Raw genomic sequence first — 24,769 nt, 5'->3', positions numbered from 1 at the left:
GGCCGACCTCAACGGGTGGGTCTTATACGTCCAGCGGAAGGTTGTCTTGAATGACGGCCAGAAATGCGGCGCCATAGCGCGCGAGCTTGGCGCTGCCGACGCCCGGAATCCCGCCGAGATCGTCCAGGGTCGAGGGCCGCCGCGTCGCCATGGCGACCAGTGTCGTGTCATGAAACACCACATAGGGCGGTAGGCCTTGCGCACGGGCCAGGCGGGCGCGCTCGGCCCGCAGTGCCTGGAAAAGCTGGTCGGCTTCCGCCGGCAGCGTCTCGGCCGGCTGCTTTGCGGTCGAGGCCGCTTTGCCGGAGCGTTCGCGCCGGAGTTCCAGGCTCCGCTCGCCGCGCAGTACCGCGCGGGCACCCTCCCCGAGCTTCAACGTGCCGAAGGCATGGTCCACCTGCACAAGCCCGGCCACGGACAATTGGCGGATCGCCGACAACCAGGAACGCTGATCACGGTCCTTACCCACCCCAAACGTCGGCAAGGCATCGTGGCCGGCCTTGGCGACCTTTTCGGTCTTGTTACCGCGCAACACGTCGATCACATGCCCGGCGCCGTAGCGTTCTCCCGTGCGGTAGATGGCCGACATGAGCTTCTGCGCCACGACAGTGCCGTCGATCGTCTCGACAGGATTGAGGCAGGTGTCGCAGTTGCCGCAACGTCCCGAATGGACCTCGCCGAAATGGGCAAGCAGCGCCTGGCGCCGACACCCGGCCGTCTCGCAGATGCCAAGCAGTGCGCTGAGCTTGCCGCGTTCGACCCGCTTCACCTCCTCGGGCGACTGACCCTCGTCGATCATGCGACGGCGCTGCACCACGTCAGCCATGCCGTAACTCATCCAGGCGTCGGACGGGGCGCCGTCGCGACCCGCACGCCCGGTCTCCTGATAATAGGCCTCGACTGAGCCAGGAAGGTCCATATGCGCCACGTAGCGCACATCCGGCTTGTCGATGCCCATGCCGAAGGCCACGGTGGCGACGAGGCAGAGCCGGTCTTCCTTCAGGAAGGCATCCTGGTTGCCATCGCGCACGGCGCGGTCGAGGCCGGCGTGATAGGGCAGAGCCCGAATCCCATTGTCGCTCAGGAAGGAGGCCACCTCCTCGACCTTCTTGCGGCTAAGACAATAGACGATGCCGCTCGACCGGACGTGCGGCTTCAGGAACTGCAGAAGCTGACGGCGCGGCTGATCCTTCTCGACGATCGAATAGCGGATATTTGGCCGGTCGAAGCTCGTGGCGAAGACTGGCGCATCTTCAAGCCGCAGCCGCACCCGCAGGTCGTCGCGGGTCTGGGGGTCGGCGGTCGCGGTCAGGGCCACACGCGGCACGCCGGGGAAGCGGTCTTTGAGGGCGGCCAGTTGCAGGTATTCGGGACGAAAATCATGCCCCCAGGCCGAGACGCAATGCGCCTCATCGATCGCGAAGAGCGCGATGGTGCCGGTGCCTAGAAAGTCGAGAAAACCTTCGCTGAACAGCCGCTCGGGCGCCACATAAAGCAGCTCCAGGGTTCCGGCCGCGAAATCGCGGCGCACCCGGGCAGCCTCGTCAGGGGCGATCATCGAGTTGAGCGCCCCCGCGTTGACGCCGGCCTGGCGCAGCGCCTCCACCTGATCGCGCATCAAGGCGATGAGCGGCGACACAACGATGCCGGTGCCGGACCGGCACAAGGCGGGCACCTGATAGCACATCGATTTGCCGGCGCCGGTCGGGAACAGCACCACGGCATCGCCGCCGCCGATCAGATGCGACACGACCTCGCTCTGGCGGCCCCGAAAGGCCTGGTGTCCGAAGGTGGTGCGCAGGACATCGAGCGGATCCCGCTCGCGCGCCACTAGCGCGGCTCCTTCTGGAGCGACAGATAGGTCGGATCGAATTCAGCCGTCCGAGTCAGGCCGTCCCAATCCAGAATGGTGATCGACTGATCCTGCCAGCGGATCAGATTGTCACTTCGCAAGCCTTGCAAGACGCGGTTCACATGGACGCTGGACAGACCCAGAATGTCACCAAGTTCCGGCTGCGTGAAAGGCAGCACCATGCTGTTGCCGTCGGTGTGACCGATCGCTTTCAGCCGGAGAAACATCTCGCAGATAAAATGTGCCAATTGGCCGGCGGCCGACCGCCCCCCCATGGCAGCCAGCCAAGCCCGATGGATGGCCCCATCGATGACCGTGCTGAGCCACAAAAGCCGCGTGAGGTGCGGAAAATTCTCGGTAATGGCTTCGAGATCCCGGTGGGCCACATTGGCGATCCGGCAGGGCGTCAGGGCCACGATGGAATGGTCGATGCGCTTCAGGACGAAACTGTGCAGGTCCACGAAATCACCGGTGACATGGACCGCAACAATCTGCCGCTTGCCGTTTCGCAAGGTTTTGGCCCGGGCCGCGAAGCCTTGCAGCAACAGCGTGCTTTCGTTCAGATGCTCGTCCTCGCGGACCATGATCTCGCCGAAGCGACACGTTCGGGACCGAACCACGATCCGCTCCAACGCCTCCCGTTCTCCGGGCAACAAGGTGTCACGGGCTTCGAGCTTCTGAATCAGCGGGTTCGGCATGGGGACAGAATAGAGGTTCAGGTCACAAAGGAGAATGGCTCTCCTTTCTATTCGATAACGAATGTTAGCGTGAATCATTCCTGGTCGCAGTGAACGGACAGGGAGGACGTTCGTTGAGTCGGCGACGATCGTGCCCCCCGCATTTGAACGAGCCCTCTGTCTTCATCCAGGAGACGCGGGCTCCGTCGGGACGTGGTGCGATCTTGTCATCCCAGGTGCGGCAGAAACCGCCCCGCAGCGACGTTGGAGTTGATCATGGCTAAGGAAAAGACCCTGTCAGATGCCTTTTATGAGACCCTCAAGGATGTGTATTACGCCGAGAAGCAATCCGTCCGTGCTTTGACGAAGTCTGCGAAGGCCGCGAAGGCGAGCGAGCTGAAGCAGGCCTTCGAAGAGCATCGTGACGAGAGTGCCCATCAGGTGGAGCGTCTCGAACAGGTTTTCGAAATTCTCGGGAAGCCGGCACGTGCCAAGACATGTGAAGCCATGCAGGGCATCGTTCACGAGATGCAAGAAGACCTCGAAGATTTCGGAGGCACTGCGGCGGCAGATGCCGTGCTGATTGGATGCGCCCAGGCGGTCGAGCATTACGAGATCGCGCGATACGGCATGCTGAAGACCTGGGCCAACCAGCTCGGCATGGCTGATGCGGCCAAGCTCCTCGACGAGACCCTGCAGGAGGAGAAAGCCGCGGACGAGAAGCTGACGCAGATCGCCGAATCGGCCGTCAATGCCCAGGGCGGCCAGGGTGAATCAGACGATGGAGACGAGAGCGAGGAGGCCGAGGAAGACCGCGAGGCCAATGCGAAATTGGCAAAACAGGATGACGGCGGCAAGGCTCCGGCCAAGAAGACCCCGAAGGCAAAAGCGGCTTAACCAGGCCGTCTTCGCTTCATCCCTGTCGTCGGCCGCACTTCTGAAACTCGGCCGATCGACACGGGATCATCGTCTTGCATCTCAAAGCGGCGCCGAGGTCAAAGTTTGGCCCCAGGCGCCGCGTTTTTTGGCCTGGACGGACCTCGCCTGACGGCAGCCCTGCAACGGAAAGATTTTGAAAAAGCAAGGTCTGACATCGTCAGACCTTGCGAGACAAACATGCCCACTTCTCTCCGCAGCGCTTCATGCCACGGAATGTCGTTACTCGACCCGAGTGGTGCCGCTCAGTCCCTCCCAAGACTTGGACGGCGGTGGCGTCTCGCCAGCGGCGCGACGCTCAACACATGGCGATTGTAGAAGAGCTGATGCACATTGCAACGCCTGAATGCCGGGTTTTTGCCGCAGTTGGATGGCGGCTGAGTAAATTTTGAGCCGTTCGCGACGGTGGCGTTAACCGATCGTTGCGCCGGACCTGCTTTTGTGTTTTGCGGGCATCTGCCGCCTCGCGGGAAGCGGCGCATGTTGCCAGGGCTTGTGGCGCGCGGTGCGCGCCCGTCCCGATCCTCGAGTTCATTGATGCGCCTCAGCCGATATTTTCTGCCGATCCTCCGCGAAAATCCCAAGGAGGCCGAGATCGTGTCGCATCGGCTGATGCTTCGCGCCGGCATGATCAAACAGGAGGCGGCCGGCATCTACGCCTGGCTGCCGCTCGGACTGCGGGTTCTGAACAAGGTGAACGCCATTATCCGCGAGGAGCAGAATCGGTCCGGCGCGCTCGAAATCATGATGCCGACCGTGCAATCCGCCGACCTGTGGCGCGAATCCGGTCGCTATGAGGATTACGGCAAGGAGATGCTCCGCATCAAGGACCGGCATGAGCGCGACATGCTCTATGGCCCGACCAACGAGGAGATGGTGACAGACATCTTCCGTTCGAACGTCCGCTCCTACAAAGACCTGCCGCTCAACCTCTACCATATCCAATGGAAATTTCGCGACGAGGTGCGGCCACGCTTCGGCGTGATGCGGTCGCGCGAGTTCCTGATGAAGGACGCCTATTCGTTCGACCTCGACTATGCGGGTGCGAAGCACTCCTACAACAAGATGTTCGTGGCCTATCTGCGCACCTTCGCGCGACTCGGCGTGAAAGCCATCCCGATGGTGGCCGACACGGGCCCGATCGGCGGCGATCTCAGCCACGAGTTTCTGATCCTCGCGTCGACCGGCGAGAGCGAGGTGTTCTGCCACAAGGATTATCTCGGGTTCACACCCCCGGCGGCCGATGTGGATTTCGACGATGTGGCGGGCCTGCAGGGGATCGTCGACAAGTGGACGTCGCTCTATGCGGCGACGTCCGAAAAGCATGATGCGGCGGCTTTCGAGGCCCTGCCGGCCGATGCGAAAGTCTCGGCCCGAGGGATCGAGATCGGCCATATTTTCTACTTCGGAACCAAGTATTCGGCGCCCATGAAAGCAACCGTCAACGGTCCCGACGGCAAGGACGTGCCGGTCCACATGGGCTCCTATGGCATCGGCCCGAGCCGGGTTGTGGCGGCACTGATCGAAGCCGGACACGACGAGGCCGGCATAATCTGGCCCGATGCGGTGGCGCCCTTCCAGGTCGGCATTGCCAACCTCAAGGTCGGCGATGGGACGACGGACGCCGCCTGCGCAAAGATCTACAAGGCCTTGACGGCGGCCGGCATCGACGTGCTCTACGATGATCGCGACGAGCGGCCGGGTGCCAAATTCGCCACCATGGATCTGATCGGACTCCCGAACCAGGTGATCGTCGGGCCGAAGGGCCTGGCGGAAGGCAAGGTCGAATTGAAGAACCGACGAACGGGCGCCCGCGACCTCGTGAGCGTCGACGATTGTCTTGTCCGCCTGACGGGCCGGGAGCCCTGATTTGACGCACACCGCAGAGGCGGGCCGCCTGCCGCAGGCCCTTCCGAGACGTTCCCTGCTCAAGCTGTTCCAACCGTTCGAGTGGATGGTGGCGTTGCGCTATCTACGGGCACGCCGGGAGCGCAGCTTCATCTCGGTCATCGCGGCATTCTCGTTTCTCGGCATCATGTTGGGCGTCGCGACCCTCATTGTGGTGATGTCGGTGATGAACGGTTTTCGAGCCGAGCTGCTCGACAAGATCGTCGGCATCAATGGTCACATCTTCCTGCAAGGCGTCGAGACGCCACTGACCGATTTCGATGCGGTCGATGACCGTGTCGCCAAGGTGCCGGGCGTGAAGCTCGTCATCCCCATGATCGAGGGGGCGGCGGGCGTCTCCTCGCAATACAATCAGGCCGGCGCCCTGATCCGCGGCATCCGCGAGAACGACCTCAAGCGGCTACCCGGGATCGTGGGCCATATCACGCTCGGCTCCCTCGATGGATTCGACCAGGGCGGCGGCCTTGCGATCGGCCAACGGCTGGCGGAAGCCCTGTCGCTGCGGATCGGCGACACGATCTCGGTCCTGACCGCCAAGGGTGCGCAAACGCCGTTCGGTGTCGCGCCGCGCATCAAGAGCTATCCCGTGGCCGCCATCTTCAACATCGGCATGTCGGAGTTCGATTCGAGCTTCGTCTACATGCCGCTGACGGAGGCTCAGTCTTATTTCGGCAAGGAGGGCGAGGCCACCGTGGTCGAAGTCTTCGTCGACCACCCGGACAGGATGGACCAGGTCCGCAAGGATATCGACGGGGTCCTCGGACGGCCGATGATCATGACCGACTGGCGGCAGCGCAACAAAACCTTCTTCGACGCCCTGCAAGTCGAACGCAACGTGATGTTCGTCATCCTGACGCTGATCGTGCTGGTGGCGGCCCTGAACATCGTCTCGGGTCTCATCATGCTGGTGAAGGACAAGGGGCCGGACATCGCCATCCTGCGCACCATGGGGGCGACGCGGGGCGCCATCCTGCGCATCTTCCTGATGACCGGCGCTTCGATCGGCATCGCGGGCACGCTGGCCGGGCTGATCCTCGGGCTGCTGGTTGCGCACAACATCGAGTCGATCCGCTCCGGGCTCAACTGGCTGCTCGGCACCAACCTGTTCCCCTCCGAGCTCTACTTTCTCTCGCGTCTGCCCTCCGTGGTCGAACCCGGCGACGTTCTGGCCGTGACGTTGCTGACGCTCGCTCTGTCGCTACTCGCCACCATCTACCCGTCGTGGCGGGCCGCGACCCTCGATCCCGTCGAAGCCCTTCGGTACGAGTGATGGCCGATTCCGCTCTCGTGCTCGACGGGGTCGAGCGGCACTACAAACAGGGCGAGTCGACCCTGACGATCCTGCGCGGCGCGAGCCTGACGCTTTGGCCTGGACAGTCCGTCGCCCTCGTGGCCCCGTCGGGTGCCGGCAAATCGACCCTGCTGCACATGGCAGGGCTCCTGGAGCGACCCGACAAGGGCGAGGTGATGATCGGCGACGAGCCGACCGCCGCGATGAACGACTCGGCCCGTACGGCGATGCGGCGCACCCGGATCGGCTTCGTGTACCAGGCCCACCACCTGCTGGCCGAATTCTCAGCGCTCGAAAACGTCATGATGCCGCAGATGATTAACGGCCTCACGCGACCGGAGGCCACCAAGCGTGCCACCGAACTCCTCGCCTATCTCGGCCTTGGTCAGCGCGTCTCGCATCGCCCGGCGGAGCTGTCGGGCGGCGAACAGCAGCGCGTCGCCATCGCGCGCGCGGTCGCCAACGCGCCCGGCCTGCTCCTGGCCGACGAGCCCACCGGCAACCTCGATCCCAAGACCGCCGACCACGTGTTCGAGACGCTGACGACACTGGTGAAGGCTACCGGTCTCGCGGCCCTCATCGCCACGCACAACCTTGATTTGGCGGCCCGCATGGACCGGCGCGTGACGCTGGCGGATGGGGTTGTGGTGGAGATGGGGTGAGGTGCCGCCCCCTCAAGGCTTCACCTTAAAAGGTCAGACGATCGATCCGACGACACCCTCGAGAAGATAATTCATCCCCCATAGCGTGGGGTCGTAAAGCCCTAGCGGGCCGGCCACGACTTGGTTGCCCTTATTGTCTTTGAGTGGACCGACGAAGATGGGGGTGCCCTTCTTCACGGCTGCTATCGCCTTGGTGGCGGCATCCTTCGCCTTTTCGGTCGCTCCCGCACCGAAGGGTGAACTTTGGACCATATCTTTGTCATAGCCGCCTTCATTCACATTCGGCAGCTTTTCACCCTTGGCAATCAGGCCGGCATATTCAGTGTAGACGGTCGCCCACTTGAGTTCCGCACCCGTGATGAAGCCTTTGGGCGCGAGCTGGGAAAGGTCGGCATTGTGGCCGCAGGTCTTCACGCCACGGGATTCCGCGGTCTGCACACAGACCTTCGGACTATCGACGTGGCAGGTGATGACGTCACAACCGGCGTCGATGAGCGCGTTGGTGGCCTCGGCCTCGCGCACCGGGAGCGACCACTCGCCGGTGACCACGAGATGCACGGTGGCCTTGGGATTGCCCTGCCTCACACCGAGCATGAAGGCATTGATATTACGCAAGACGAGCGGAATCGGTTTGGCGGCGACGAAGCCGATCTTGTTGCTCGTGGTGGAGAGCCCGGCCGCGACCCCATTCACGTAATGCGCCTGGTCGAGAAAACAGAAGTACCCGCCAAGGTTCTTTGGGTGTTTGCTCTTGTCCCACAGCGAGGTCGGATGGCGGAACTCGACGGCGGGGTACTTTTTCGCCTCCTCGATCATGAAGGGATCGAAATAGCCGAACGACGTCGGAAACAGGAGCTTGGCGCCATCGATATTGATCATGGAGTCCATGGTCTTGAGAACGGCATCGCTTTCGGCGACGTTCTCCTCCTCGAGAACGGTCACGCCCGGCAATGCCTTGAGGGCCTTGGCGCCGGCTGCATGGGACTGGTTCCAGCCGAAATCGTCCTTCGACCCGACATAGATCATGCCGATCGTGATCCCTTCGGCGGCATGGGCCGTTCGCGTCGCGGCCAGCACCGCAGATCCAGCCGCCGCGCCCAGAATTTCGCGACGCGTCAATTTCAACATGCTCATCCCACTTTCCCTCTCGCTTGGCGGCCCGTGACGGAGCGACCATGACCTCGACAGACGGCGGGCCTGTCACCCGATGTCGCATGTCTTCTCGGCCTCGCGCCGCTCCCATTCGGCGACCGACATTGTCGGTAGGTCGAACTGATCGCGGATGCGGGAGTAGCCATGGCCACCAAGCCGGCCGACCGCGTCCATCGTCCGCTGGTCGACATGCTTGTTCACGGGATCGACGGCATCCTCCCGAATGAAGCAGCCGAGCACCTGACCGAGAATGATGTCGCGTGACTTCCCGAGCGACAGCGTCGTGTGACGGCGGCATTCGAGGGATGCCGGAGCCTCTGCGATGCGCGGGCACTTTACATGCACCCCTGGGATGGCCGTGAGGCGGGCGCGCGTCAACTCATCGACCTCGGGCGGAAACGGCACGGCGCAGACGTTCATGGCGTCGAGAAGCGCATTGTCGACGATGTTGACCGTGAACTCCTCGGTGACTCGGATATTGTGTCCGGTGTCCTTGAACCGCATGTCGGGATGGTTCTCGATGCCGAGTGCTACGATCGCGGGATCGGCCGACAGCACGTTGAAGAAGCTGAACGGGGCGGCATTCACCTGCCCATGCTCGTTCACGGTCGTGACGAAAGCGATCGGTCGCGGAATGACGGTGCCAATGAGCAGCTTGTAGCGATCTCGCGCCGAGAGGTCACGGAAGTCGAAATGAACATGCGCGCTCATTGGGATCGGCCGCGCTTCGATGGACGCCCGTCCGCCGGAAGAGCGACAACGTTGTCCGCTGCATCGCTCGCAGCATAGCGGGCCAGCACCGCGCCGAGCGACACGCCTGGGCCCGGGACATCCGAGAGCGCGCGTTGCTCCACCGACCCGACATGTTCCTCCATGAGCCGCACCGCGGCGTCGGTATCCTTGCCTCGAAGGGCGCCAATGATCTGCGAATGCTCGCTCACGGCGCATTCGGAAGAGTGCGGCCGTCCATAGAGTGCGAGGATAAGCGAGCAGCGCGTGACAAGCTCGGTCAAGGCGCGCTCCAGGACCGCATTGCCCGACATGCCGGCGAGCAGCGTGTGGAACTCGCCCGCGAGCCGGATCGATAGACGGTCATCCCGCCGTGCCCTGGCGGCTTCCTCGTCGCGCACGTGCCCTTCGAGAGTGGCCCCGAACTCCGGCCGCCACCGGCGGATGACGAGCGCCACCGCTTCACGCTCCAGTGCCCGGCGTACTTCGAAAACATCGCGCGCTTCCGCAAGGCTTGGCCGCGCGACAGTCGCGGTTCGCTTCACGGGCGCGTCCACCAGCCCCTCGGCTTTGAGGCGTGCAAGGGTCGACCGCGCGAGCGTCCGACTCATGCCGAAATGGGCGCCGATCTCGTCCTCGGGCAGCTTCGCTCCCGGAAGAAGCGCCTGCTCGATGATGGCCTGGCGAAGCGCAGAATAGGCGCGATCGGAGCGGGGAGAAGGCTTGGACATGGACCTCGTCTGAAAGTGTTATTCGTTATCGTATACACGATCGATCAACACAAGTATCCTAATTGCGCAAATAACGTACTAAAATGGCGCCAATTTGGGCTTCAGCTCGCTTGAGGTTTGGCCCTATGCTGGGGCAAACCTCGACATGTCTCAAATCTAGTATACGTGGAAGGCGCGATGATGGGTCGAACTGTGACTCTGAAACTCAACCAGCAGCAACTCGAACTGCTGGACCGTACCATCGCAAAGGGGGTGGCACCCGATCGCGTTGCCCTGGTCCGTCTGGCCTTGCGTGAACTTGCGGCCAAGCGCGCAACCGCTGGTGCCCGGTCATGAGCGCCCGAAAGATCCTGTTCGAATGGGTGATGCAGCCCGGTACTGGCAAAGCGATCGAGCTTCTGGCCGGCCAGATCCTGCGCATCGAGCAGGTCGAGGGACTGCAATGCGTCGATTTCAATTGCTTCAACCTGCATGACTACAAGGAATTCATGCATTGCGGCCGCACCCGCACGGTGCACGGGTTCAATCCCTCAAAAGGCACGTTCATGTGGTCGGCGCCGCCTCGCGAGCGAGCGCTCCTGTATATTCTCGACGACACCGTCGGCCGGAACGACGTGTTGTTCCCGCGCTGCAGCGCCTATGTGTACGAAAGCGCCTACGGGTTCGACGCGCATACCAATTGCCATGATATTCAGGCCGAGGCGCAGCGCGAATATGGGCTGACGCCGGATGACGTGCACGACAGCTTCAACCTGTTCATGTGCACGGAAGTGACGCTCGATGGGCGCGCCACCATCACCCGGCAGACTTCGACAGCAGGCGACCATGTCGATCTCCTGGCGCTCGCGGATGTGCTTGCAATCCCGAACGTCTGCGGCGCAGATGTGATGCGCACCAGCAACTTCGGCCTGAAGCCGATCAAACTGACGGTTTTCGAGGCGACGGATGCCGACCTCGCAAGCGTTCCGAAAACACCGATCCTCAAGAGCCAACGCACCCCGAAGGATTTCCGTCAGCCACTTATAAAGGCAGAGCGCGCGCTCGTGCGTGACGCGACATACGTGCCTGAGTTCGTCAATGTCCCGCTTCGGGAAGATGTCTTGCGCGTGACGCTCGATGCGGACGAAGCCGCAATGCTCGATGGGCTCCGGCTCCCGGTCTACGGATCCGATGACGCATCGGCCCTGCGGGATATTCTGTTCACCTGGTGGGAAGAACGCTTCCTCGGCGCCGCGCAGGCCGGGGCGCCGGCAGTCGGAGATCGTTGAGGAAGCGGTTGGCACCCAGGAGCGAACGGCCGCCGGCAAGTGGAATTGCCGAAGGCTCACCCAAGACCGGTTCGCCGCCTCACGCGACCGGCATCAGCCGCTTGGAAACGTCAGCCACGGTCAGATCAAGCCCGACGAGACTGCGATCAGCAGCCTTGCTCAATCCGCCAGCCTTACCCGCACCCGCCGGTTCTGCTTGCCCTTCTTCTCGATCGCCGTGATGACGGCGGTGCCGATTTCGCCCGTGCGCGCTACATGCGTGCCGCCGCAAGGTTGCAGGTCGAGCCCGACGATCTCGACGAGCCGGATGCGACCGGTACCCATGGGGGGCTTGACCGACATGGTCTTGACGAGGCCGGGATTGGCCAGAAGTTCCTCGTCGGTGATCCAACGTGTCCGCACCTCCGCGTCCGTCGCGATGAGCGCATTCAGCTTGGCCTCGATCTCAGCCTTGTCGAACCCGGCGTCCGGAATGTCGAAGTCGAGGCGCCCATCGCCTTCGCCGATCGCGCCGCCCGTGACCGGATAGGGCAGCACCGCGGTGAGCAGATGCAGAGCCGTATGCACCCGCATGCGGTTCCAGCGCGGCTCCCAGTCAAGGATGGCCGTCACGCGGTCACCGGGCTGCAAAGCCGGACCATCGGGCGCCGGAACATGGACGATCGTCGATTTGTCGGCGCCATAGCGTGTCGTGGCGATCGGTATACGTCGCCCGTCGTCGATCACGAGCGTCCCGGTATCACCCGGCTGGCCGCCGCCTTGAGGGTAGAACGGGGTACGGTCGAGCACGATGCCACCATCGGGTTCGACGGTGACGACGGTTGCCGTGGCTTCGCGCAGGGTGGCGTCGTCGCGGAACAGGAATTCGGTCACAGTAAGGTATCCAGGCTGACGCTCGGTGGCCGCACGAGCCACGCCGGCACGGGAAGGCCCTTCGATTTGAGAAAGGCGGGATTGAACAGCTTCGATTGATAGCGCGCGCCGGAGTCGCACAGGATGGTCACGATCGTGTGGCCAGGCCCGAGCTCGCGAGCAAGCCGCATCGCGCCCGCGACATTGATGCCTGAGGAGCCGCCGAGTAGCAGCCCCTCGTGTTCGGCGAGATCGAACACGATGTCGAGCGCCTCCGTGTCTTCGATCTGATAGGCGTGATCGACCGGCGCACCTTCGAGATTCGCCGTGATGCGGCCCTGCCCGATCCCCTCGGTGATCGACGACCCTTCAGACTTCAGTTCGCCGTGTGCGTAGAAATTGAACAGTGACGCCCCCATCGGATCGGCGAGACCGATGCGGATCTTCGAGTTGCGCTCCTTGAGGGCCTGCCCGATGCCGGCCAGCGTGCCGCCGGTGCCGACCGCGCAGACGAACCCGTCGACCGCGCCCTCAGTCTGCTCCCAGATCTCGGGGCCGGTGGTGCGGCGATGTCCTTCGCGATTGGCGACATTGTCGAACTGGTTCGCCCAGATGGCACCGCCGGGTGCCGTTTTGCCCAGATGCTCGGCGACACGCGCCGAGACCTTCACGTAGTTGTTGGGGTTCGAGTAAGGCACGGCCGGGACTTCGATCAGTTCGGCACCGGACAGCCGCAGCATGTCCTTCTTTTCCTGACTCTGCGTGTCCGGGATCACGATCACGGTCTTGAAACCGAGCGCGCTCGCAACGAGGCAGAGCCCGATGCCGGTATTGCCGGCCGTCCCTTCGACGATCGTGCCGCCGGGCTGCAGCGTGCCCCGCTGCAGGGCATCTTCGACGATAGCGAGCGCCGCCCTGTCCTTGACCGAGCCGCCGGGATTCATGAATTCGGCCTTGCCCAGGATCGTGCAGCCCGTCTCTTCCGAGGCGCGCCGCAATTTGATCAGCGGCGTGTGGCCGATGGCGTCGAGGACACTGGCGTTCGTCTGCATGCGTCAGCCCGTTCGTTTACGCCGCACGTTAGTCAGTGCCCCGGAGGGTCGCAAGCTGGGGTGAGCAATCGATTTATGGCCAAGCCCCAGGCGGCGTCAGCAGCTACTTGGTGGGTTTCGCCGCCGCAGGATGCTTCCCCTCTGGCGCCCATTCCGGATCTGGCCTGGGTCCACCCGGTGTGCCGGTCGCGGCTGTGAGTTGCCCGGACAGGACATCGGTCGCCGGCGTCCACGTCTGCGATCCGCACAGGATCGCCAGCATACATCCCTTGATCCTCAACTCGTCTTCGGCCTGACGCCACATGGTGATGTCATATTTCTTGCCATTGTCCGCGTCGTAGATCTGGCCCTTGAAATGGCCCTCGTCGTTCTCTTTCAGGCCCAGGATCAACTGGTGACCGAGAAGGACACGGGACTGTTTCGTCTGGTCGGGGTTGCTTTGATCCTTCTTCAGCTTTCCGTCGGGGCCATTGGGCTCCTTCATCCAAACCACATAGCCGCAGATATGGTCTGGCTTCGATGCGCAATGCTCGACCCGGATGCGGCCACGGCCATCTTCGGTCAACCAAGTTCCGCTCGGGTCAGACGCGGGGGCGGCATGGCCGAGCCCCGGCGCGACCAAAAGGCCAACGCTGGACATGAGCCAGAACAGCAGAGCGCGGTGATGCATGATGGTCCTTGTGCGTCGAAGCTCACGCGAGAGGCCGTTGCCGTCGACCAGTTGACGCGTGATGTCAACCTGGATTTGGGCCGGGACCGACGGCCGGCAAGAGGAAATTCGACGCGGGACGTCGAGGTCGGGAAGCCATAGTCGACGATGAGCGCCGGTCGGTTCTTAGGCCTGGTCACGGTCGAGCGTCTCGCGATGGCGCCGCAATGCGTCGAGGGCGCGAACCCGGGCCTTGGCGTGATCGACCATCGGCGCCGGATAGGTCTTGCCCAAGACCACGTTCACCTTCACCAGGACGTCGCTCGGCGCCTCCCAGGGCTTGTGGATCCACCGGTCTGGCAGGTCTGCGAGTTCCGGCACGTAGCGGCGCACATAGGCGCCATCGGGATCGAATTTCTCGCCTTGCAGCACCGGATTGAAGATGCGGAAATACGGCACCGGGTCGTTGCCGCAGCCGGCGATCCACTGCCAGTTTAGCGGGTTGTTGGCCGGGTCCGCGTCACACAACGTATCCCAGAACCAGCGCTCGCCGATCCGCCAATCAGCCAGCAGGTGTTTGACCAGGAATGACGCCGTGATCATGCGAACCCGGTTGTGCATCGTGCCGATCTGCCAGAGTTGGCGCATGCCGGCATCGACCACGGGATAGCCGGTACGGCCATGCTGCCAGGCGGCGAGCGCCGCAGGCGTCAACTTGGTGAAGGGGAAGCGCGCGTAGCTCTTATGGAACGGCGCGGTGCTGAGATCGGGTACGTGAAACAGGAGGGCTGTGTTGAAGTCCCGCCAACCGAGTTCGGCGGCGAACTTCTCGGCCGAAGATCCGGCGCGCCGCTCCAGCGCCGCGATGACCTCACGTGGTGAGATCTCACCGAAGCGCAGATGAGGCGACAGGCGCGACGAGCCCGCGACGCCCAGCCGATCGCGGTCGGTCGCGTAACTCTCGACCTTCTCGCGCAGAAACAGATCGAGGGCCCGCTGGGCGCCGTCCTGGCCGGGCTCCCAGGTGTCGCAGAGACCGCCGTCCCACGAGATTTCGGGAAGCAGACCGAGCTCTTCAAGCGCGACAGGCCCTCCCTCGACCCTGGGACCTGGCGCGGATTTCGCCATCGGCCCAGGCACGCCCATCGGCGGCAGCGTCGGTCCATGCGCTACCGCGGCACGCCAATAGGGCGTGAAGACCTTATAGAAACCACCCGTTTTGGGGATCACCTCCCAGGGCTCGTGCAAGACCGAACCGACGAAGTCCTCGACCGCGACCCCTTCGCGGCGGCACAGGTCCACGACGGCATCGTCGATGCGCCGCTCGGCCTGCTGGTAGCGGCGGTTGAACATGAGGCCTTCGATACCGGTCCGCAGCAGCGCCGCGACGACCGCCTCCGTGGCGCCCTGGAACAGAAACAGACGGCCTCCGATCGTCCGCAGTTTGTCGTCGAGACTCGCGAGGGAATGATGCAGCCACCAGCGCGATGCGGCCCCCAAGGGCCGCACGCCCTCGCTGACCTGGTCGAAGATGTAGATGCACAGCACGGGCCGGCCGCTTGTTACCGCCGCGTGTAGGGCCGGCTGATCGGTGAGCCGCAGGTCGTCCCGAAACCATACGATGGTCGGCTTGGATCTTGTGGTCATAAGCTTCCGGAACGGCGCGATGATGGGCGCCCGCACCATGTCGCGCCCGGGTCCGGCCAGCAATCCACGTCGGCGCGACCTGTTGTCATGGCCGCCGGCTCGTTCGCAAGGGACTGGAATCGGTCGCGTGCGACCCCCATCTTGAGCGCAAACGTCGAAGGAACACGTCATGAGCCCTCTCCCGTACAAGACGGCCCTCATCGTCGGCGCCGGGCCTGGCATCAGCGCCTCACTGGCGCGGGCCCTGAGCACCGCGGGCCTCGGGGTAGGTCTCGCGGCCCGCAACCCGGACAAACTGAAAGGACTCGCGGCCGATATCGGCGCCAGAACATTCGCCGCCGATGCCGCCGATCCGAGCAGCGTCGCCGAATTGTTCCAAGCGGTCGACACCCAGCTGGGAGAGCCAGACCTCGTCATCTTCAATCCGAGCCAGCGTGTCCCCGGCCCCCTGGCTGAGCTCGATCCCGATCAGGTGAGATCGGCGCTTCTCACCACCGCGTTCGGCGGCTTCCTGGTGGCCCAGCAGGCCGCCCAACGCATGATCCCGAAGGGTAGTGGCGCGATCCTGTTCACCGGTGCGACCGCGAGCCTGAAGGGTTTCGCGCGATCGGCCGCATTCGCCATGGGCAAGTTCGGGCTGCGTGGACTGGCGCAAAGCACCGCGCGAGAACTCGGTCCCAAGGGCATCCATGTGGTCCATCTTGTCGTCGATGGGGCGGTGCGTAGCGCGACCCGGGCGGATCCGGCCGACAAGCCGGACAGCACGCTCGATCCCGATGCGATCGCGACCACCTGCATGGCGGTGCTGAGCCAACCGCGAAGCGCGTGGTCGTTCGAGGTCGAAGTTCGGCCATGGGTCGAGACGTTCTGACCGGACGTTGACGACGCGATAGTCCCAAAGGCCCCTCGGCTGACCTAGCCGTCCACGGGCCGACGCTGAACGACCAGTTTGGCCAGGAGGATCTGCACCGTTTCGCCCTGTTGATTGCGCGTCTCGGACCGCGTCGCCACCATGCCGCGATCCGGTTTCGACCGCGACGGTGTGATCGCCATGATCTCGCTCTCGACACGAAGCGTGTCACCCGGCCTAACCGGTTGAGGCCAGGTAATCTCGCCGCCGGCACCGATCAGGCCGCCCGCGAATGGTAGGCCGCCACCGACGAGAAGCCGCATCGTGATGGCTGCCGTATGCCAACCGCTGGCCGCGAGACCGCCGAAGAGGCTGGCCTTGGCGGCGCTTTCGTCAAGGTGGAAGGGTTGCGGATCGAACTCTTTGGCGAAAGCCTCGATCTGCGCGCGATCGACCTGATGGAAACCGCTATCGAAGCGCTGGCCGACGACGAGATCTTCCAGGAACAGCAGCGTCACAGTCTCATCCTTCTGGCTTTCGGCCGCAATCGAAGCGACCCACGGACCGCCGTCGGCGCCGATGCGACATTATCCACTCGACCCGCCACAAGCCGGCTAACATTTTTTTGGCAGTGGATCGAAGCTGCGGCTGGTTCTGAGGCTCACAATGAGGAGGCAGCCAGAGCGACTAAACGGGCGGCTGCATAAGCTCGATGGTAATGCCATCCGGGCCGGCCACATAAGCGACGATTGTTCCGGATCGAGGACCGCCTGGGATTTGCTGCGGTAAACCCTTCACCTGCCATCCTGCCGTTTCCACCCGTCCGACAGCCCTTCGAATGTCCACGACCGTCACGGCGAGATGCGCGGAACCAATCGCGCCAGAACTGCGCGGAACGCGGCCCAGTTCATGACCGGTGGAATATTCCAGCAGTTCGACCGCGAAGCCGTTCGGGTCTTTCACCAGCGCCATCCGGCATCGCGGGTCCTCCACTCCCGTCGTTTCACGCAGGAACGCTCCGCCCATTTCGCTTTGGCGGACAAGCACGAATCCCATTGCCTCGGTCCAGAATTGGAGCGCGTCTTCCAACGAGCCAACCGAGAACCCCATATGGTCTACCGCCATCACGCCAGCATCGTTCGCCATCGTCAGCCCTGCTCATCCCTCGGTGCATTCGATGCATCAACGTACGACGGCTCTAAGGTTTCACTTTCCGGCAACCCAGCATTCTACCCTCCACAGAAGCGGCAATGCAGACTGAACCACCGCCGCCGAAACGCAGGGCTTGCAAGAATGGGCAATTGCCCATAATCTTCCTTCGCGACACTCGTTTCACGAAGGTCCAGGTGCCCGGCTCCGATTGCAATTGTTCAGCCCTCAGGCAAGCAGCCCGTGTTGTCACGCGCGCTTACGATGAGGCGTTGATGCCTGTCGGGCTCGGCGTCAATCAATATGCCGTTTTGGTGAGGCTCGAACGATCGGGACCGCACGTTCTGCAAGAGCTCGCCCGAGGCCTCGCGATGGACCGCTCGACCCTTGGACACCTGCTTCGCCCGCTTGAATCACGTGGCCTCGTGAAGATTGCCGTCGGACCGACGGATGGACGCAAGCGTATCGTCGCCCTGACCAAAGCGGGCCGCGCGCTCGTCACGACGGCCCGCCCATTCTGGGCCCAAGCGCAGACACAATTCGAGCAGTCCTTTGGTGGCGATGCGGCCGAGGCGTTGCGGATCGTTCTCGCGCGTGTCGTCGCAATGCAGACCCTTTCCCCCGCCGCAGGCGACCAGCCGCCGCTGCCCGTTCCCAGCCATGCCAACAGAGCGCCACATCAGGAGAGCCAGCCATGAGCCAGCCATCGCCGGCGATGTCACCCCGCCTGAACTACGCCTGGGTGGTGATGGGCATCACCTTCGCGATCCTGCTCGTCGGAGCCGGCATTCGAGCAACTCCCGGCATCCTGATCGTGCCACTCGAGCGTGAGTTCGGCTGGTCCGACGCGACCATCAGTTCCGCCATCGCGGTGAACATCCTTCTCTATGGGCTGCTTGGGCCGTTCGCGGTTGCCGTGATGGAGCGCTTCGGTTTGCGTCGCACCGTCGTGACCGCGCTGATCATCCTGGCTTTCGGGGTCGCCAGCACGGCCCTGATGACGACTCCCTGGCAGTTGGTGGTGCTGTGGGGAATCGTGGTCGGATCCGGGACGGGCATGATCGCGATCGTTCTGGGGGCCACGGTCGCGAACCGTTGGTTCATCAAGAACAAAGGACTGGTACTGGGCCTTCTCACCGCTAGCAGCGCGACCGGGCAGCTGGTGTTCCTGCCGCTCCTGGCCAGCCTCGGGCAGGCCTGGGGCTGGCGGGCCGTGTCGCTGACCGTCGCGGCGGCCGCCCTCGTGCTCATCCCTTTCGTAATCCTGTTCCTGCGGGACAGGCCCGCCGATCTGGGTCTCGCGCCCTATGGTGGCACCGCCATTGAGCCGCGGGTAATCCACACCGAGAATCCCGCCATCCGAGCCCTCAAGGCACTCCGCACCGGAACCCGCTCACGTGATTTCTGGGTGCTGGCCGGCAGCTTCTTCGTCTGCGGTGCCTCGACCAACGGGCTGATCGGCACGCACCTCATTCCCGCCTGCATTGATCACGGAATTCCCGAAGTACAGGCCGCCGGCCTCCTGGCCCTGATGGGTATCTTCGACTTCTTCGGCACGACCGGCTCGGGATGGCTGACCGACCGGATGGACAGCCGCTTTCTCCTGTTTTGGTACTACGGCCTGCGGGGCCTGTCGTTGATGTTCCTGCCGTTCTCGTTCGACTACAGCTTCTATGGGCTGACGATTTTTGCGGCCTTTTACGGCCTCGACTGGATCGCAACCGTGCCGCCGACGGTGCGGCTCGCCGAGAAATCCTTCGGCAAGGAAAATGCCGCCGTCATGTTCGGCTGGATCGCGGCCGCGCATCAGATCGGCGCCGCTTCGGCGGCCTGGGGGTCCGGGCTCATCCGCACCGGAACCGGCTCTTATCTCGGCGCCTTCGTGGCGGCCGGCATCCTGTGCCTCGTGGCAAGCATCATGGTGCTGTTCGTCGGGTTCGGGCGCGAGCGCCGCGACCTGACTTCATCCGGTCTCGCGGCGGCCGGCGGCGTGAAATAACTCGGCTTGATTCAGCGCCGGAGCGTCCCGCACAAAACGAGGGATGAAGGACCTAGCCGTCTCCATCGTCCATCATGGCATTGAGCGTGTCCGCGACCTCGCGGGCCAGATCTTCGGTGAGACCCACCTGCGGAACACCGTTCACAACCGCCGGGATCTCGCTTTCGGCATCGATGACGCTCCAGGATCCGTCTTCGTCAGCCGCAGCCTTGTATTTCGCGTCCTGCATGAGCGTGCCGTGCCCGAAGCTTGAGCTGCCACTTGAGGCGACAAGAGACCTCGTCTCCGGGCTCTGTCAATCTCCGGCGTCTGCATCGACGCCTCGCAGAAACTCACCTCAGGCAGGCCGGCATTGCCACAGAACGCTGCCGCTGAACTCGACCGCGATGCGCCCGTCCTGGTTGACACCCGTGTTCCGATGGAACACGAGCCCCCACTTCCGCTTCGGCAGACTTCGCTTGCCGGACACCACCGAACGATACGTCACTGTGTCGCCGGGATGCACCGGCGTCCGCCAACGCATGGCGCGAAAGCCCGGCGACGGCCCCGGCGCGGCGGCACGTTCCCCGCGTTCGATCAGCGCCTCGCGGATCGCATTGCGATGCAGTGCGTAGAGCCGCATCCAGACGGCCGCCGTATGCCAACCGGAAGCGGACAGCCTCTGCAACGTGGATTGCGCCGCCGCGACTTCGTCCAGATGGAATGGCTGCGGATCGTAATTGCAGGCGAACTGGACGATCTCGTCCCTTGTGAATGTATGCGACCCAAGGTCCAGCTGAGTGCCGACCACGATGTCTTCGAAGAAGTCGCCGGAGGCATCGCTTCCCGTGCGGCTAGGCTCCGCAACCCTCCGGTCGGGGTCACACGCAGGTGCGCGGCCGAGGCCATGGGGATGATTGCTGGTCAAATCGCAACCTTTCGAAGAACGCCTTCAGCGCCCGTTCACCTTTAAGTAAGTTGTGTGGCATCATGGCGGCGGTTTACGAGGCGGCTGCCAAGTCCGGCTGCATATCTGCGACCGACGAAAGTTCCTCATCCGGCAAAGCGGACGCTTCGGCGAGACAGAACCGGACCGCGTCGACGATCGTGGTGGCGAATGGATCGACGAGGCTCGCGGGCGCCTGCGCGGGCTGACTGCCACCCTCCTCAGCCGTCTGAAGCCACCACGCGCCGATCATGATCTTTGCACGCGGCGCGTGCCGCCGGATGCGGCGTATCGCGAACCGCAGATAGGCGGAACTCGTGCCGTCGAGACAGGAGAGGCAGATCAGCCGCGCCGAAGCGACATCGAGCTGTCCGATGGAGCCTTTGGAAAGAGCCGCATAGCTTTCCGCACGAGCCCCCATGCCGCGCTCGCTCAGAACCTGCGCAAGGATCGAAGCGGCGCAATCGTCGAGCGGCCCCCGGCCTCCGATGCAAAGAACCGCGCCACCCTGCTGCCACGCCGCCGGGACCGGCACCTCGTCCAGCGTCTCCGAAGCCCCATGATCGTCCGTCTCGCGTGCCCCCAACAACCGGCGCAAACGCTGCTGGCCTGCGCCTTCTGCCGGCTCGTCCTGATCATTGAGGTCCTCGATCACCTCGGCGGTCGCATCCCTGATCTGGATCTGCCGGTCCACGGAGAGACGCTCGGTGGCGACATCCCCCTGGGCCAGAAGCAGCCCCGGCAGCACCACGCTGTCGTAATAGTCAGTGAGCGACATGGACTTCAGGCATTCCTGAGCCTGGTCGGAGACTTCCGTCGGATCGTTGGCTAGCATGCGCTGATAGAAGGTCTCAGGGGCGCTCAGAGGCGGCCTGTCGCCCAGGAGAACATCGAGAAACTCCAATTGATCGACATGCCGGCCGATGACGACGAGGCAGACGGTCAGGGGCGTTGCGAGCAGCAGGCCGATCGGCCCCCACAGGACGGTCCAGAAGGTCGCCGAGACAACCACGGCAACCGGGGAGAGGCCCGTGTTGTGCCCATAGAGCAAGGGCTCGAGGAATTGACCGACGAGGAGCTCGAGAACCACCACCGTTCCCGCCATCCAAAGCGCCATCGACCAGCCTGGATCGACCGCCGCCGCGAATAGACAGGGAAGCGCTCCCCCGATGATCGGCCCGAGATATGGGACAAAACGCATGCAACCGAACAGTATCCCCCAGAGGATCGGATTCGGGACGCCGATCGCGAAGGCCGCGACCCCGATGAGCAGGCCCGTGGTCGCATTGAGAAGCGACTGGATCAGAAGGTAGCGGCTAAGCCGCTTGGCGCCGTCGTCGATGGCCGCGGTGGTCCGGTGCAGATCGCTTGCGCCGAATAGGCGGATGAGGCGATTGCGAAGGTCCTCGCGCTGCAGCAGGATGAAGATCACGAAGATCACCACGATGCCCCCGGTTCCCAGGGGGTGCAACAGTGGGCTCACGACGGCACTCAGGGTGTCGAAGGATGAGACCGGCTTCTGGACCTCGACCTGGATCGGCGCGCGGGCCGCGGGAGCCTCCTCCGGAGATTGCGCTTGTCCCGCATTCACACTCGCCTGGGCGCGAGGCTCCTTGTTGAGGGCACCGTTGACCCGGGTCACGGCGTCTTCGATCTTTTGCAATGCGCCGCCGCTCGTCGCGCCTCTAAGGGACGTGACCTTCTTGGTTACCGTGTCTTCGTACCGGGGAAGGTCCGCGGCGACATCCCTCAATTGAGCCGCCATGACGGCCGCCAGGGTCGCGATCACGGCAAACGCCGTCAGGGTCGCAAACATGACAGGAAACACCCGCCCGAGGCCAACGGCGTGGAGCTTCCGCACAGCCGGGGCCAGAACAAAGCTCAGAAGGATCGCCAAAGCGATCGGGACGAAGATTTCCCTGCCGAAGTAAAGCGCAGCAATGACTGCGCCGACGGTGATAACCGTCCGTGTCCCATCCCGCTCGGCTGGCGGGATGGACGCATTGACTCGCGCCATGGCCCCTCTTTGCTCCGTCCCGGCTTACGCCCCGATGTCTCCGACGGGCAAATTCAGCGTTGGCCGCAGAGTTCCCACAGACGACGCTCCAATCGAACGCAAAAAACCCGGCCTGAGGCCGGGCTGGAGTTTAATGCCAGAAAATGGCGAGAAGGATAATCACGGGGATCGGAACACCCACAAGCCAAAGCAAAACAGAACGACCCATTGCAGCCTCCCTGGTATAAGGCGACAACGTCAAGCAACAACGAAAGTTCCCTGCCAGAGTACAACAGGAGATTAAGGTAAACGCCCCTGTCAGAAGGGATGATACTGGAATGCCCAGGTTTCGCTCAAGCGCGTGTCGCCGTTCTTGAGCACGCAGCGCATCTCCACAGGATCGTTGCCGTCGACAACGAGATCGAACTGGGCGCGCCAATGCCCGGCGACCCCATCCGGCACAGCCTCGGTATATTGGTAGTCGGTAAAGCGCCCGCGCGACGTCCAAAGCTCCATTTGCGGTTTGGTCCCGAACGGCAGCGTCGCGAGAGGGCCGCCGAGGAATTCGACCATGAATTTCCGGACACCGGCGGGGCGCGGCTGACCAGGCTGGCCCCCGCGGCCGAGGCGGGTGGCCACGCAGTGGGCGAGTTCGCCTGGGTAGGGTTCGTCAGCGAGCCAATGAAGCTTGTAGTGAAACCCGTAGCTCTTGCCGCCCGTCGCGGGCTCGGCCGGCACCCACATGGCCACGACATTGTCGTGGATCTCGTCGTCCGTCGGGATCTCCACCAATTGGACGGCACCCTTGCCCCAGTCGCCCAGCGGCTCCACCCAAACGCTCGGACGCCTGTCGTAATAAACGCCGTCGAGATAGTGGTCGAAATTGCGGTCACGCTGCAGCGTGCCGAAGCCTTTCGGCGATTGGTCCGCAAAGGCCGAGGCCGTCGTGATGCTCGGGTTGTTGAGCGGGCGCCAGATCCGCTCGCCCGCTCCGGTCCAGAGCGCAAGACCGTCCGAGTCGTGAACTTCCGGGCGCCAGTCGATCGCGGTCGGCTTCGCGGTCTCCGAGAACCAATACATGGTGGTGAGCGGTGCAATCCCGAGCCGGCTGATATCCTTGCGCAGGTGCAGCGTGTGCTCGATGTCCATCAGCACGCCTTTGCCACGTGTCATGATGAACTTGTAGGCTCCCGTCACCGATGGGCCGTCCAACAGGGCGTAGAGAACCGCCGTGTCGCTCTTGTCCTTCGGAGTCTCGATGTAGACATGCGTGAAGTCGGGGAATTCCTCATTCTTCCCCGCGACCGCGACATCGACGGCGAGACCGCGCGCCGATTGGCCATATTGATAGAGTTCGCCAATGGCCCGGAAATAGGAGGCGCCGAGAAACGCCACCCAGTCGTTCTTGTGCCAATCGAGCGTTCCATCGCGCGGTTCCTGGTAGCGAAACCCGGCAAAGCCGACGCCGGGCGGCAGGTCGCGCGCCGGCGAATTGACCGGCATATGGAACATGTCCTGGTTCGAAATGATCGTGCGTGCCTGGCCGTCGGCCACGACGTGCATTTCCACCGCCTTGCGGAAGAATTTGCCGATATGGAAGAAGGTGACGGGGAACTTGCCAGGGCCGTCGACGAACAAGGCCTGATCGGTGTTGTAAGTGATCTTGCCCCATGCGTCGTAATCGATCTTGTCGACGACCTGCGGGTCGGGTTCGCGGGGCTGCACATAGGCGCCTTGCGCCATCTCTCGCGCCGTCTCCTTGAGCTTGTCGAACGAGAAGGGCTCGGGATCGCCGAGCTTCAGGGCACTCTGGGCGAAGGCCGGCACGCCGCCGCTCGCCAGAAGGCCGGCCGCGCTCGCGGCCGTCAACGCCTTGACGAAATCCCGACGGTCAATCGAACGCGACATGAAACACTCAGGAGTTGAGACAGGGAGACAGGATTGGGAGGGGAGACAGGATTGAGAAGCGCGGGTCAGCCGCGGATGGGCTCGACCTTGACGGCGGCACGCATGAAGAAGAACAGCAGCACGAAGCCGATCAGCCCGAACAGGATCTCGACCACATGGGCCAAGGTCTGCGGCAACTGAAACAACCCTCCGAGCGCCCAGCCCGCCGCCCAGGACAGGCCAACCGTCTCCGTGCCGACCAGAATCGCGACGCAGGCGAGCGTCGAGAAGTTGGTCCAGTTGATCGGCTTGGTCATCGTTTCGGGGCCCTTGCGAGGCCGGCACTATACTGAGCGCGGGTCCGGCCGCAAGCGCCTGATGTATCGGCGCCGTTACAGCCCCGAAGTCGGATTAGCCGCAGCCGCTCGTGGCGAGCCTCAGGAACCGTTGAGCCGCCAGCCGGTTCTCACCTGTCGGACAATGAGGCTCGGGACAGAGCGCGGCGGTGCCATTGCGCCTGGGCGCTCATCGACGGTAAGGCGCGTGAAAGTGGAACG

25 protein-coding genes are annotated in these 24,769 nt (G+C 63.6%); 9 read left to right on the top strand and 16 right to left on the bottom strand.

Going from position 1 to position 24,769, the window contains the following annotated elements; translation table 11 throughout:
• Window positions 1-22: 22 nt before the first annotated feature.
• The gene (gene recQ, locus M8523_RS07920; RefSeq protein WP_282584308.1) at window positions 23-1,831 is read right to left on the bottom strand and encodes a DNA helicase RecQ; all 1,809 of its coding nucleotides are present in this window, start codon (window positions 1,829-1,831) and stop codon (window positions 23-25) included.
• Complete coding sequence (locus tag M8523_RS07915) at window positions 1,831-2,550, bottom strand: Crp/Fnr family transcriptional regulator (protein WP_282584307.1); 720 nt, start codon at window positions 2,548-2,550, stop codon at window positions 1,831-1,833. The genes recQ and M8523_RS07915 overlap by 1 nt, the downstream gene beginning before the upstream one ends.
• A gap of 252 nt (window positions 2,551-2,802) precedes the next feature.
• Here M8523_RS07915 and M8523_RS07910 point away from each other — a divergent pair, with 252 nt between their 5' ends.
• The 4 genes from M8523_RS07910 (at window position 2,803) to M8523_RS07895 (ending at window position 7,326) form a co-directional block, all read left to right on the top strand.
• The gene (locus M8523_RS07910) at window positions 2,803-3,426 is read left to right on the top strand and encodes a YciE/YciF ferroxidase family protein (protein WP_282584540.1); all 624 of its coding nucleotides are present in this window, start codon (window positions 2,803-2,805) and stop codon (window positions 3,424-3,426) included.
• A gap of 576 nt (window positions 3,427-4,002) precedes the next feature.
• Window positions 4,003-5,334: a proline--tRNA ligase gene (gene proS, locus M8523_RS07905; RefSeq protein ID WP_282584306.1), complete on the top strand. Its 1,332-nt coding sequence runs from the start codon at window positions 4,003-4,005 to the stop codon at window positions 5,332-5,334.
• 85 nt (window positions 5,335-5,419) lie between these two features.
• Complete coding sequence (locus M8523_RS07900) at window positions 5,420-6,643, top strand: lipoprotein-releasing ABC transporter permease subunit (RefSeq protein ID WP_282584539.1); 1,224 nt, start codon at window positions 5,420-5,422, stop codon at window positions 6,641-6,643.
• Window positions 6,643-7,326 (top strand): ABC transporter ATP-binding protein, encoded by a 684-nt coding sequence (locus tag M8523_RS07895; RefSeq protein ID WP_282584305.1) that lies wholly within the window; start codon window positions 6,643-6,645, stop codon window positions 7,324-7,326. The genes M8523_RS07900 and M8523_RS07895 overlap by 1 nt, the downstream gene beginning before the upstream one ends.
• Before the next feature lie 33 nt (window positions 7,327-7,359).
• Here M8523_RS07895 and M8523_RS07890 read toward each other — a convergent pair whose 3' ends face one another.
• From M8523_RS07890 to M8523_RS07880, 3 genes are all read right to left on the bottom strand, one after another.
• A complete protein-coding gene (locus tag M8523_RS07890) occupies window positions 7,360-8,460 on the bottom strand; it encodes a BMP family ABC transporter substrate-binding protein (protein ID WP_282584304.1) in 1,101 nt (366 codons plus the stop codon).
• A gap of 66 nt (window positions 8,461-8,526) precedes the next feature.
• A complete protein-coding gene (locus tag M8523_RS07885) occupies window positions 8,527-9,189 on the bottom strand; it encodes a flavin reductase family protein (protein WP_282584303.1) in 663 nt (220 codons plus the stop codon).
• On the bottom strand, window positions 9,186-9,938 hold the full coding sequence (locus M8523_RS07880; protein WP_282584302.1) for a GntR family transcriptional regulator: 753 nt from the start codon (window positions 9,936-9,938) through the stop codon (window positions 9,186-9,188). Before M8523_RS07880 ends, M8523_RS07885 begins: the two co-directional genes overlap by 4 nt.
• Window positions 9,939-10,115: 177 nt before the next feature.
• Here M8523_RS07880 and M8523_RS07875 point away from each other — a divergent pair, with 177 nt between their 5' ends.
• Together M8523_RS07875 and M8523_RS07870 are read left to right on the top strand one after the other, a co-directional pair.
• Window positions 10,116-10,274, top strand: a complete 159-nt coding sequence (locus M8523_RS07875; protein WP_282584301.1) for a ribbon-helix-helix domain-containing protein — start codon at window positions 10,116-10,118, stop codon at window positions 10,272-10,274.
• Window positions 10,271-11,206 carry a DUF1989 domain-containing protein gene (locus tag M8523_RS07870; protein ID WP_282584300.1) on the top strand — a complete coding sequence of 312 codons (936 nt, stop codon included), beginning with the start codon at window positions 10,271-10,273 and terminating at the stop codon, window positions 11,204-11,206. Before M8523_RS07875 ends, M8523_RS07870 begins: the two co-directional genes overlap by 4 nt.
• Before the next feature lie 159 nt (window positions 11,207-11,365).
• Here the strand turns inward: M8523_RS07870 and M8523_RS07865 are convergent, their stop codons facing one another.
• The 4 genes from M8523_RS07865 to M8523_RS07850 form a co-directional block, all read right to left on the bottom strand.
• Window positions 11,366-12,079 (bottom strand): alanyl-tRNA editing protein, encoded by a 714-nt coding sequence (locus M8523_RS07865; RefSeq protein WP_282584299.1) that lies wholly within the window; start codon window positions 12,077-12,079, stop codon window positions 11,366-11,368.
• Window positions 12,076-13,110 (bottom strand): cysteine synthase A, encoded by a 1,035-nt coding sequence (locus M8523_RS07860; RefSeq protein WP_282584298.1) that lies wholly within the window; start codon window positions 13,108-13,110, stop codon window positions 12,076-12,078. The genes M8523_RS07865 and M8523_RS07860 overlap by 4 nt, the downstream gene beginning before the upstream one ends.
• A 103-nt stretch (window positions 13,111-13,213) precedes the next feature.
• Window positions 13,214-13,780 (bottom strand): DUF2147 domain-containing protein, encoded by a 567-nt coding sequence (locus M8523_RS07855; RefSeq protein WP_282584297.1) that lies wholly within the window; start codon window positions 13,778-13,780, stop codon window positions 13,214-13,216.
• Window positions 13,781-13,945: 165 nt separating this feature from the next.
• On the bottom strand, window positions 13,946-15,406 hold the full coding sequence (locus M8523_RS07850) for a cryptochrome/photolyase family protein (protein ID WP_282584296.1): 1,461 nt from the start codon (window positions 15,404-15,406) through the stop codon (window positions 13,946-13,948).
• A gap of 169 nt (window positions 15,407-15,575) precedes the next feature.
• On the opposite strand from M8523_RS07850, the gene M8523_RS07845 reads away from it, so the two are divergent.
• Window positions 15,576-16,277: an SDR family NAD(P)-dependent oxidoreductase gene (locus M8523_RS07845; RefSeq protein ID WP_282584295.1), complete on the top strand. Its 702-nt coding sequence runs from the start codon at window positions 15,576-15,578 to the stop codon at window positions 16,275-16,277.
• A gap of 44 nt (window positions 16,278-16,321) precedes the next feature.
• On the opposite strand, the gene M8523_RS07840 is transcribed toward M8523_RS07845, so the two are convergent.
• Window positions 16,322-16,774 (bottom strand): MaoC family dehydratase, encoded by a 453-nt coding sequence (locus M8523_RS07840; RefSeq protein WP_282584294.1) that lies wholly within the window; start codon window positions 16,772-16,774, stop codon window positions 16,322-16,324.
• A gap of 169 nt (window positions 16,775-16,943) precedes the next feature.
• Window positions 16,944-17,402: a VOC family protein gene (locus tag M8523_RS07835; RefSeq protein ID WP_282584293.1), complete on the bottom strand. Its 459-nt coding sequence runs from the start codon at window positions 17,400-17,402 to the stop codon at window positions 16,944-16,946.
• A gap of 278 nt (window positions 17,403-17,680) precedes the next feature.
• On the opposite strand from M8523_RS07835, the gene M8523_RS07830 reads away from it, so the two are divergent.
• Both M8523_RS07830 and M8523_RS07825 read left to right on the top strand, forming a co-directional pair.
• A complete protein-coding gene (locus tag M8523_RS07830) occupies window positions 17,681-18,103 on the top strand; it encodes a MarR family winged helix-turn-helix transcriptional regulator (RefSeq protein ID WP_282584292.1) in 423 nt (140 codons plus the stop codon).
• Complete coding sequence (locus M8523_RS07825; protein ID WP_282584291.1) at window positions 18,100-19,404, top strand: MFS transporter; 1,305 nt, start codon at window positions 18,100-18,102, stop codon at window positions 19,402-19,404. Before M8523_RS07830 ends, M8523_RS07825 begins: the two co-directional genes overlap by 4 nt.
• A gap of 52 nt (window positions 19,405-19,456) precedes the next feature.
• Here M8523_RS07825 and M8523_RS07820 read toward each other — a convergent pair whose 3' ends face one another.
• From M8523_RS07820 to M8523_RS07800, 5 genes are all read right to left on the bottom strand, one after another.
• A complete protein-coding gene (locus M8523_RS07820) occupies window positions 19,457-19,633 on the bottom strand; it encodes a hypothetical protein (RefSeq protein ID WP_282584290.1) in 177 nt (58 codons plus the stop codon).
• Between the two features lie 108 nt (window positions 19,634-19,741).
• Entirely contained in the window at window positions 19,742-20,311 is a 570-nt protein-coding gene (locus tag M8523_RS07815) for a MaoC/PaaZ C-terminal domain-containing protein (RefSeq protein ID WP_282584289.1), read from the bottom strand.
• Between the two features lie 73 nt (window positions 20,312-20,384).
• The gene (locus M8523_RS07810) at window positions 20,385-22,346 is read right to left on the bottom strand and encodes an AI-2E family transporter (RefSeq protein WP_282584288.1); all 1,962 of its coding nucleotides are present in this window, start codon (window positions 22,344-22,346) and stop codon (window positions 20,385-20,387) included.
• 297 nt (window positions 22,347-22,643) lie between these two features.
• Window positions 22,644-24,233 carry an OpgD/OpgG family glucan biosynthesis protein gene (locus M8523_RS07805; RefSeq protein ID WP_282584287.1) on the bottom strand — a complete coding sequence of 530 codons (1,590 nt, stop codon included), beginning with the start codon at window positions 24,231-24,233 and terminating at the stop codon, window positions 22,644-22,646.
• A gap of 65 nt (window positions 24,234-24,298) precedes the next feature.
• Window positions 24,299-24,529: a hypothetical protein gene (locus tag M8523_RS07800; protein WP_282584286.1), complete on the bottom strand. Its 231-nt coding sequence runs from the start codon at window positions 24,527-24,529 to the stop codon at window positions 24,299-24,301.
• Between the last annotated feature and the right edge of the window lie 240 nt (window positions 24,530-24,769).

This window comes from Lichenifustis flavocetrariae, from assembly GCF_026130545.1.
GTDB lineage: Bacteria > Pseudomonadota > Alphaproteobacteria > Rhizobiales > Beijerinckiaceae > Lichenihabitans > Lichenihabitans flavocetrariae.
The sequence above is the reverse complement of the archived record's forward strand: the minus strand, read 5'-3'. Positions and strand labels throughout refer to the sequence as shown.

Coding starts and splice junctions, on each gene's coding strand:
- M8523_RS07915 (WP_282584307.1), bottom strand. CDS start 2,550: ATGCCGAACCCGCTGATTCAGAAGCTCGAAGCCCGTGACACCTTGTTG.
- proS (WP_282584306.1), top strand. CDS start 4,003: ATGCGCCTCAGCCGATATTTTCTGCCGATCCTCCGCGAAAATCCCAAG.
- M8523_RS07900 (WP_282584539.1), top strand. CDS start 5,420: ATGGTGGCGTTGCGCTATCTACGGGCACGCCGGGAGCGCAGCTTCATC.
- M8523_RS07895 (WP_282584305.1), top strand. CDS start 6,643: ATGGCCGATTCCGCTCTCGTGCTCGACGGGGTCGAGCGGCACTACAAA.
- M8523_RS07890 (WP_282584304.1), bottom strand. CDS start 8,460: ATGAGCATGTTGAAATTGACGCGTCGCGAAATTCTGGGCGCGGCGGCT.
- M8523_RS07885 (WP_282584303.1), bottom strand. CDS start 9,189: ATGAGCGCGCATGTTCATTTCGACTTCCGTGACCTCTCGGCGCGAGAT.
- M8523_RS07880 (WP_282584302.1), bottom strand. CDS start 9,938: ATGTCCAAGCCTTCTCCCCGCTCCGATCGCGCCTATTCTGCGCTTCGC.
- M8523_RS07875 (WP_282584301.1), top strand. CDS start 10,116: ATGATGGGTCGAACTGTGACTCTGAAACTCAACCAGCAGCAACTCGAA.
- M8523_RS07870 (WP_282584300.1), top strand. CDS start 10,271: ATGAGCGCCCGAAAGATCCTGTTCGAATGGGTGATGCAGCCCGGTACT.
- M8523_RS07860 (WP_282584298.1), bottom strand. CDS start 13,110: ATGCAGACGAACGCCAGTGTCCTCGACGCCATCGGCCACACGCCGCTG.
- M8523_RS07855 (WP_282584297.1), bottom strand. CDS start 13,780: ATGCATCACCGCGCTCTGCTGTTCTGGCTCATGTCCAGCGTTGGCCTT.
- M8523_RS07850 (WP_282584296.1), bottom strand. CDS start 15,406: ATGACCACAAGATCCAAGCCGACCATCGTATGGTTTCGGGACGACCTG.
- M8523_RS07845 (WP_282584295.1), top strand. CDS start 15,576: ATGAGCCCTCTCCCGTACAAGACGGCCCTCATCGTCGGCGCCGGGCCT.
- M8523_RS07835 (WP_282584293.1), bottom strand. CDS start 17,402: ATGGCGAACGATGCTGGCGTGATGGCGGTAGACCATATGGGGTTCTCG.
- M8523_RS07830 (WP_282584292.1), top strand. CDS start 17,681: ATGCCTGTCGGGCTCGGCGTCAATCAATATGCCGTTTTGGTGAGGCTC.
- M8523_RS07825 (WP_282584291.1), top strand. CDS start 18,100: ATGAGCCAGCCATCGCCGGCGATGTCACCCCGCCTGAACTACGCCTGG.
- M8523_RS07820 (WP_282584290.1), bottom strand. CDS start 19,633: ATGCAGGACGCGAAATACAAGGCTGCGGCTGACGAAGACGGATCCTGG.
- M8523_RS07810 (WP_282584288.1), bottom strand. CDS start 22,346: ATGGCGCGAGTCAATGCGTCCATCCCGCCAGCCGAGCGGGATGGGACA.
- M8523_RS07805 (WP_282584287.1), bottom strand. CDS start 24,233: ATGTCGCGTTCGATTGACCGTCGGGATTTCGTCAAGGCGTTGACGGCC.
- M8523_RS07800 (WP_282584286.1), bottom strand. CDS start 24,529: ATGACCAAGCCGATCAACTGGACCAACTTCTCGACGCTCGCCTGCGTC.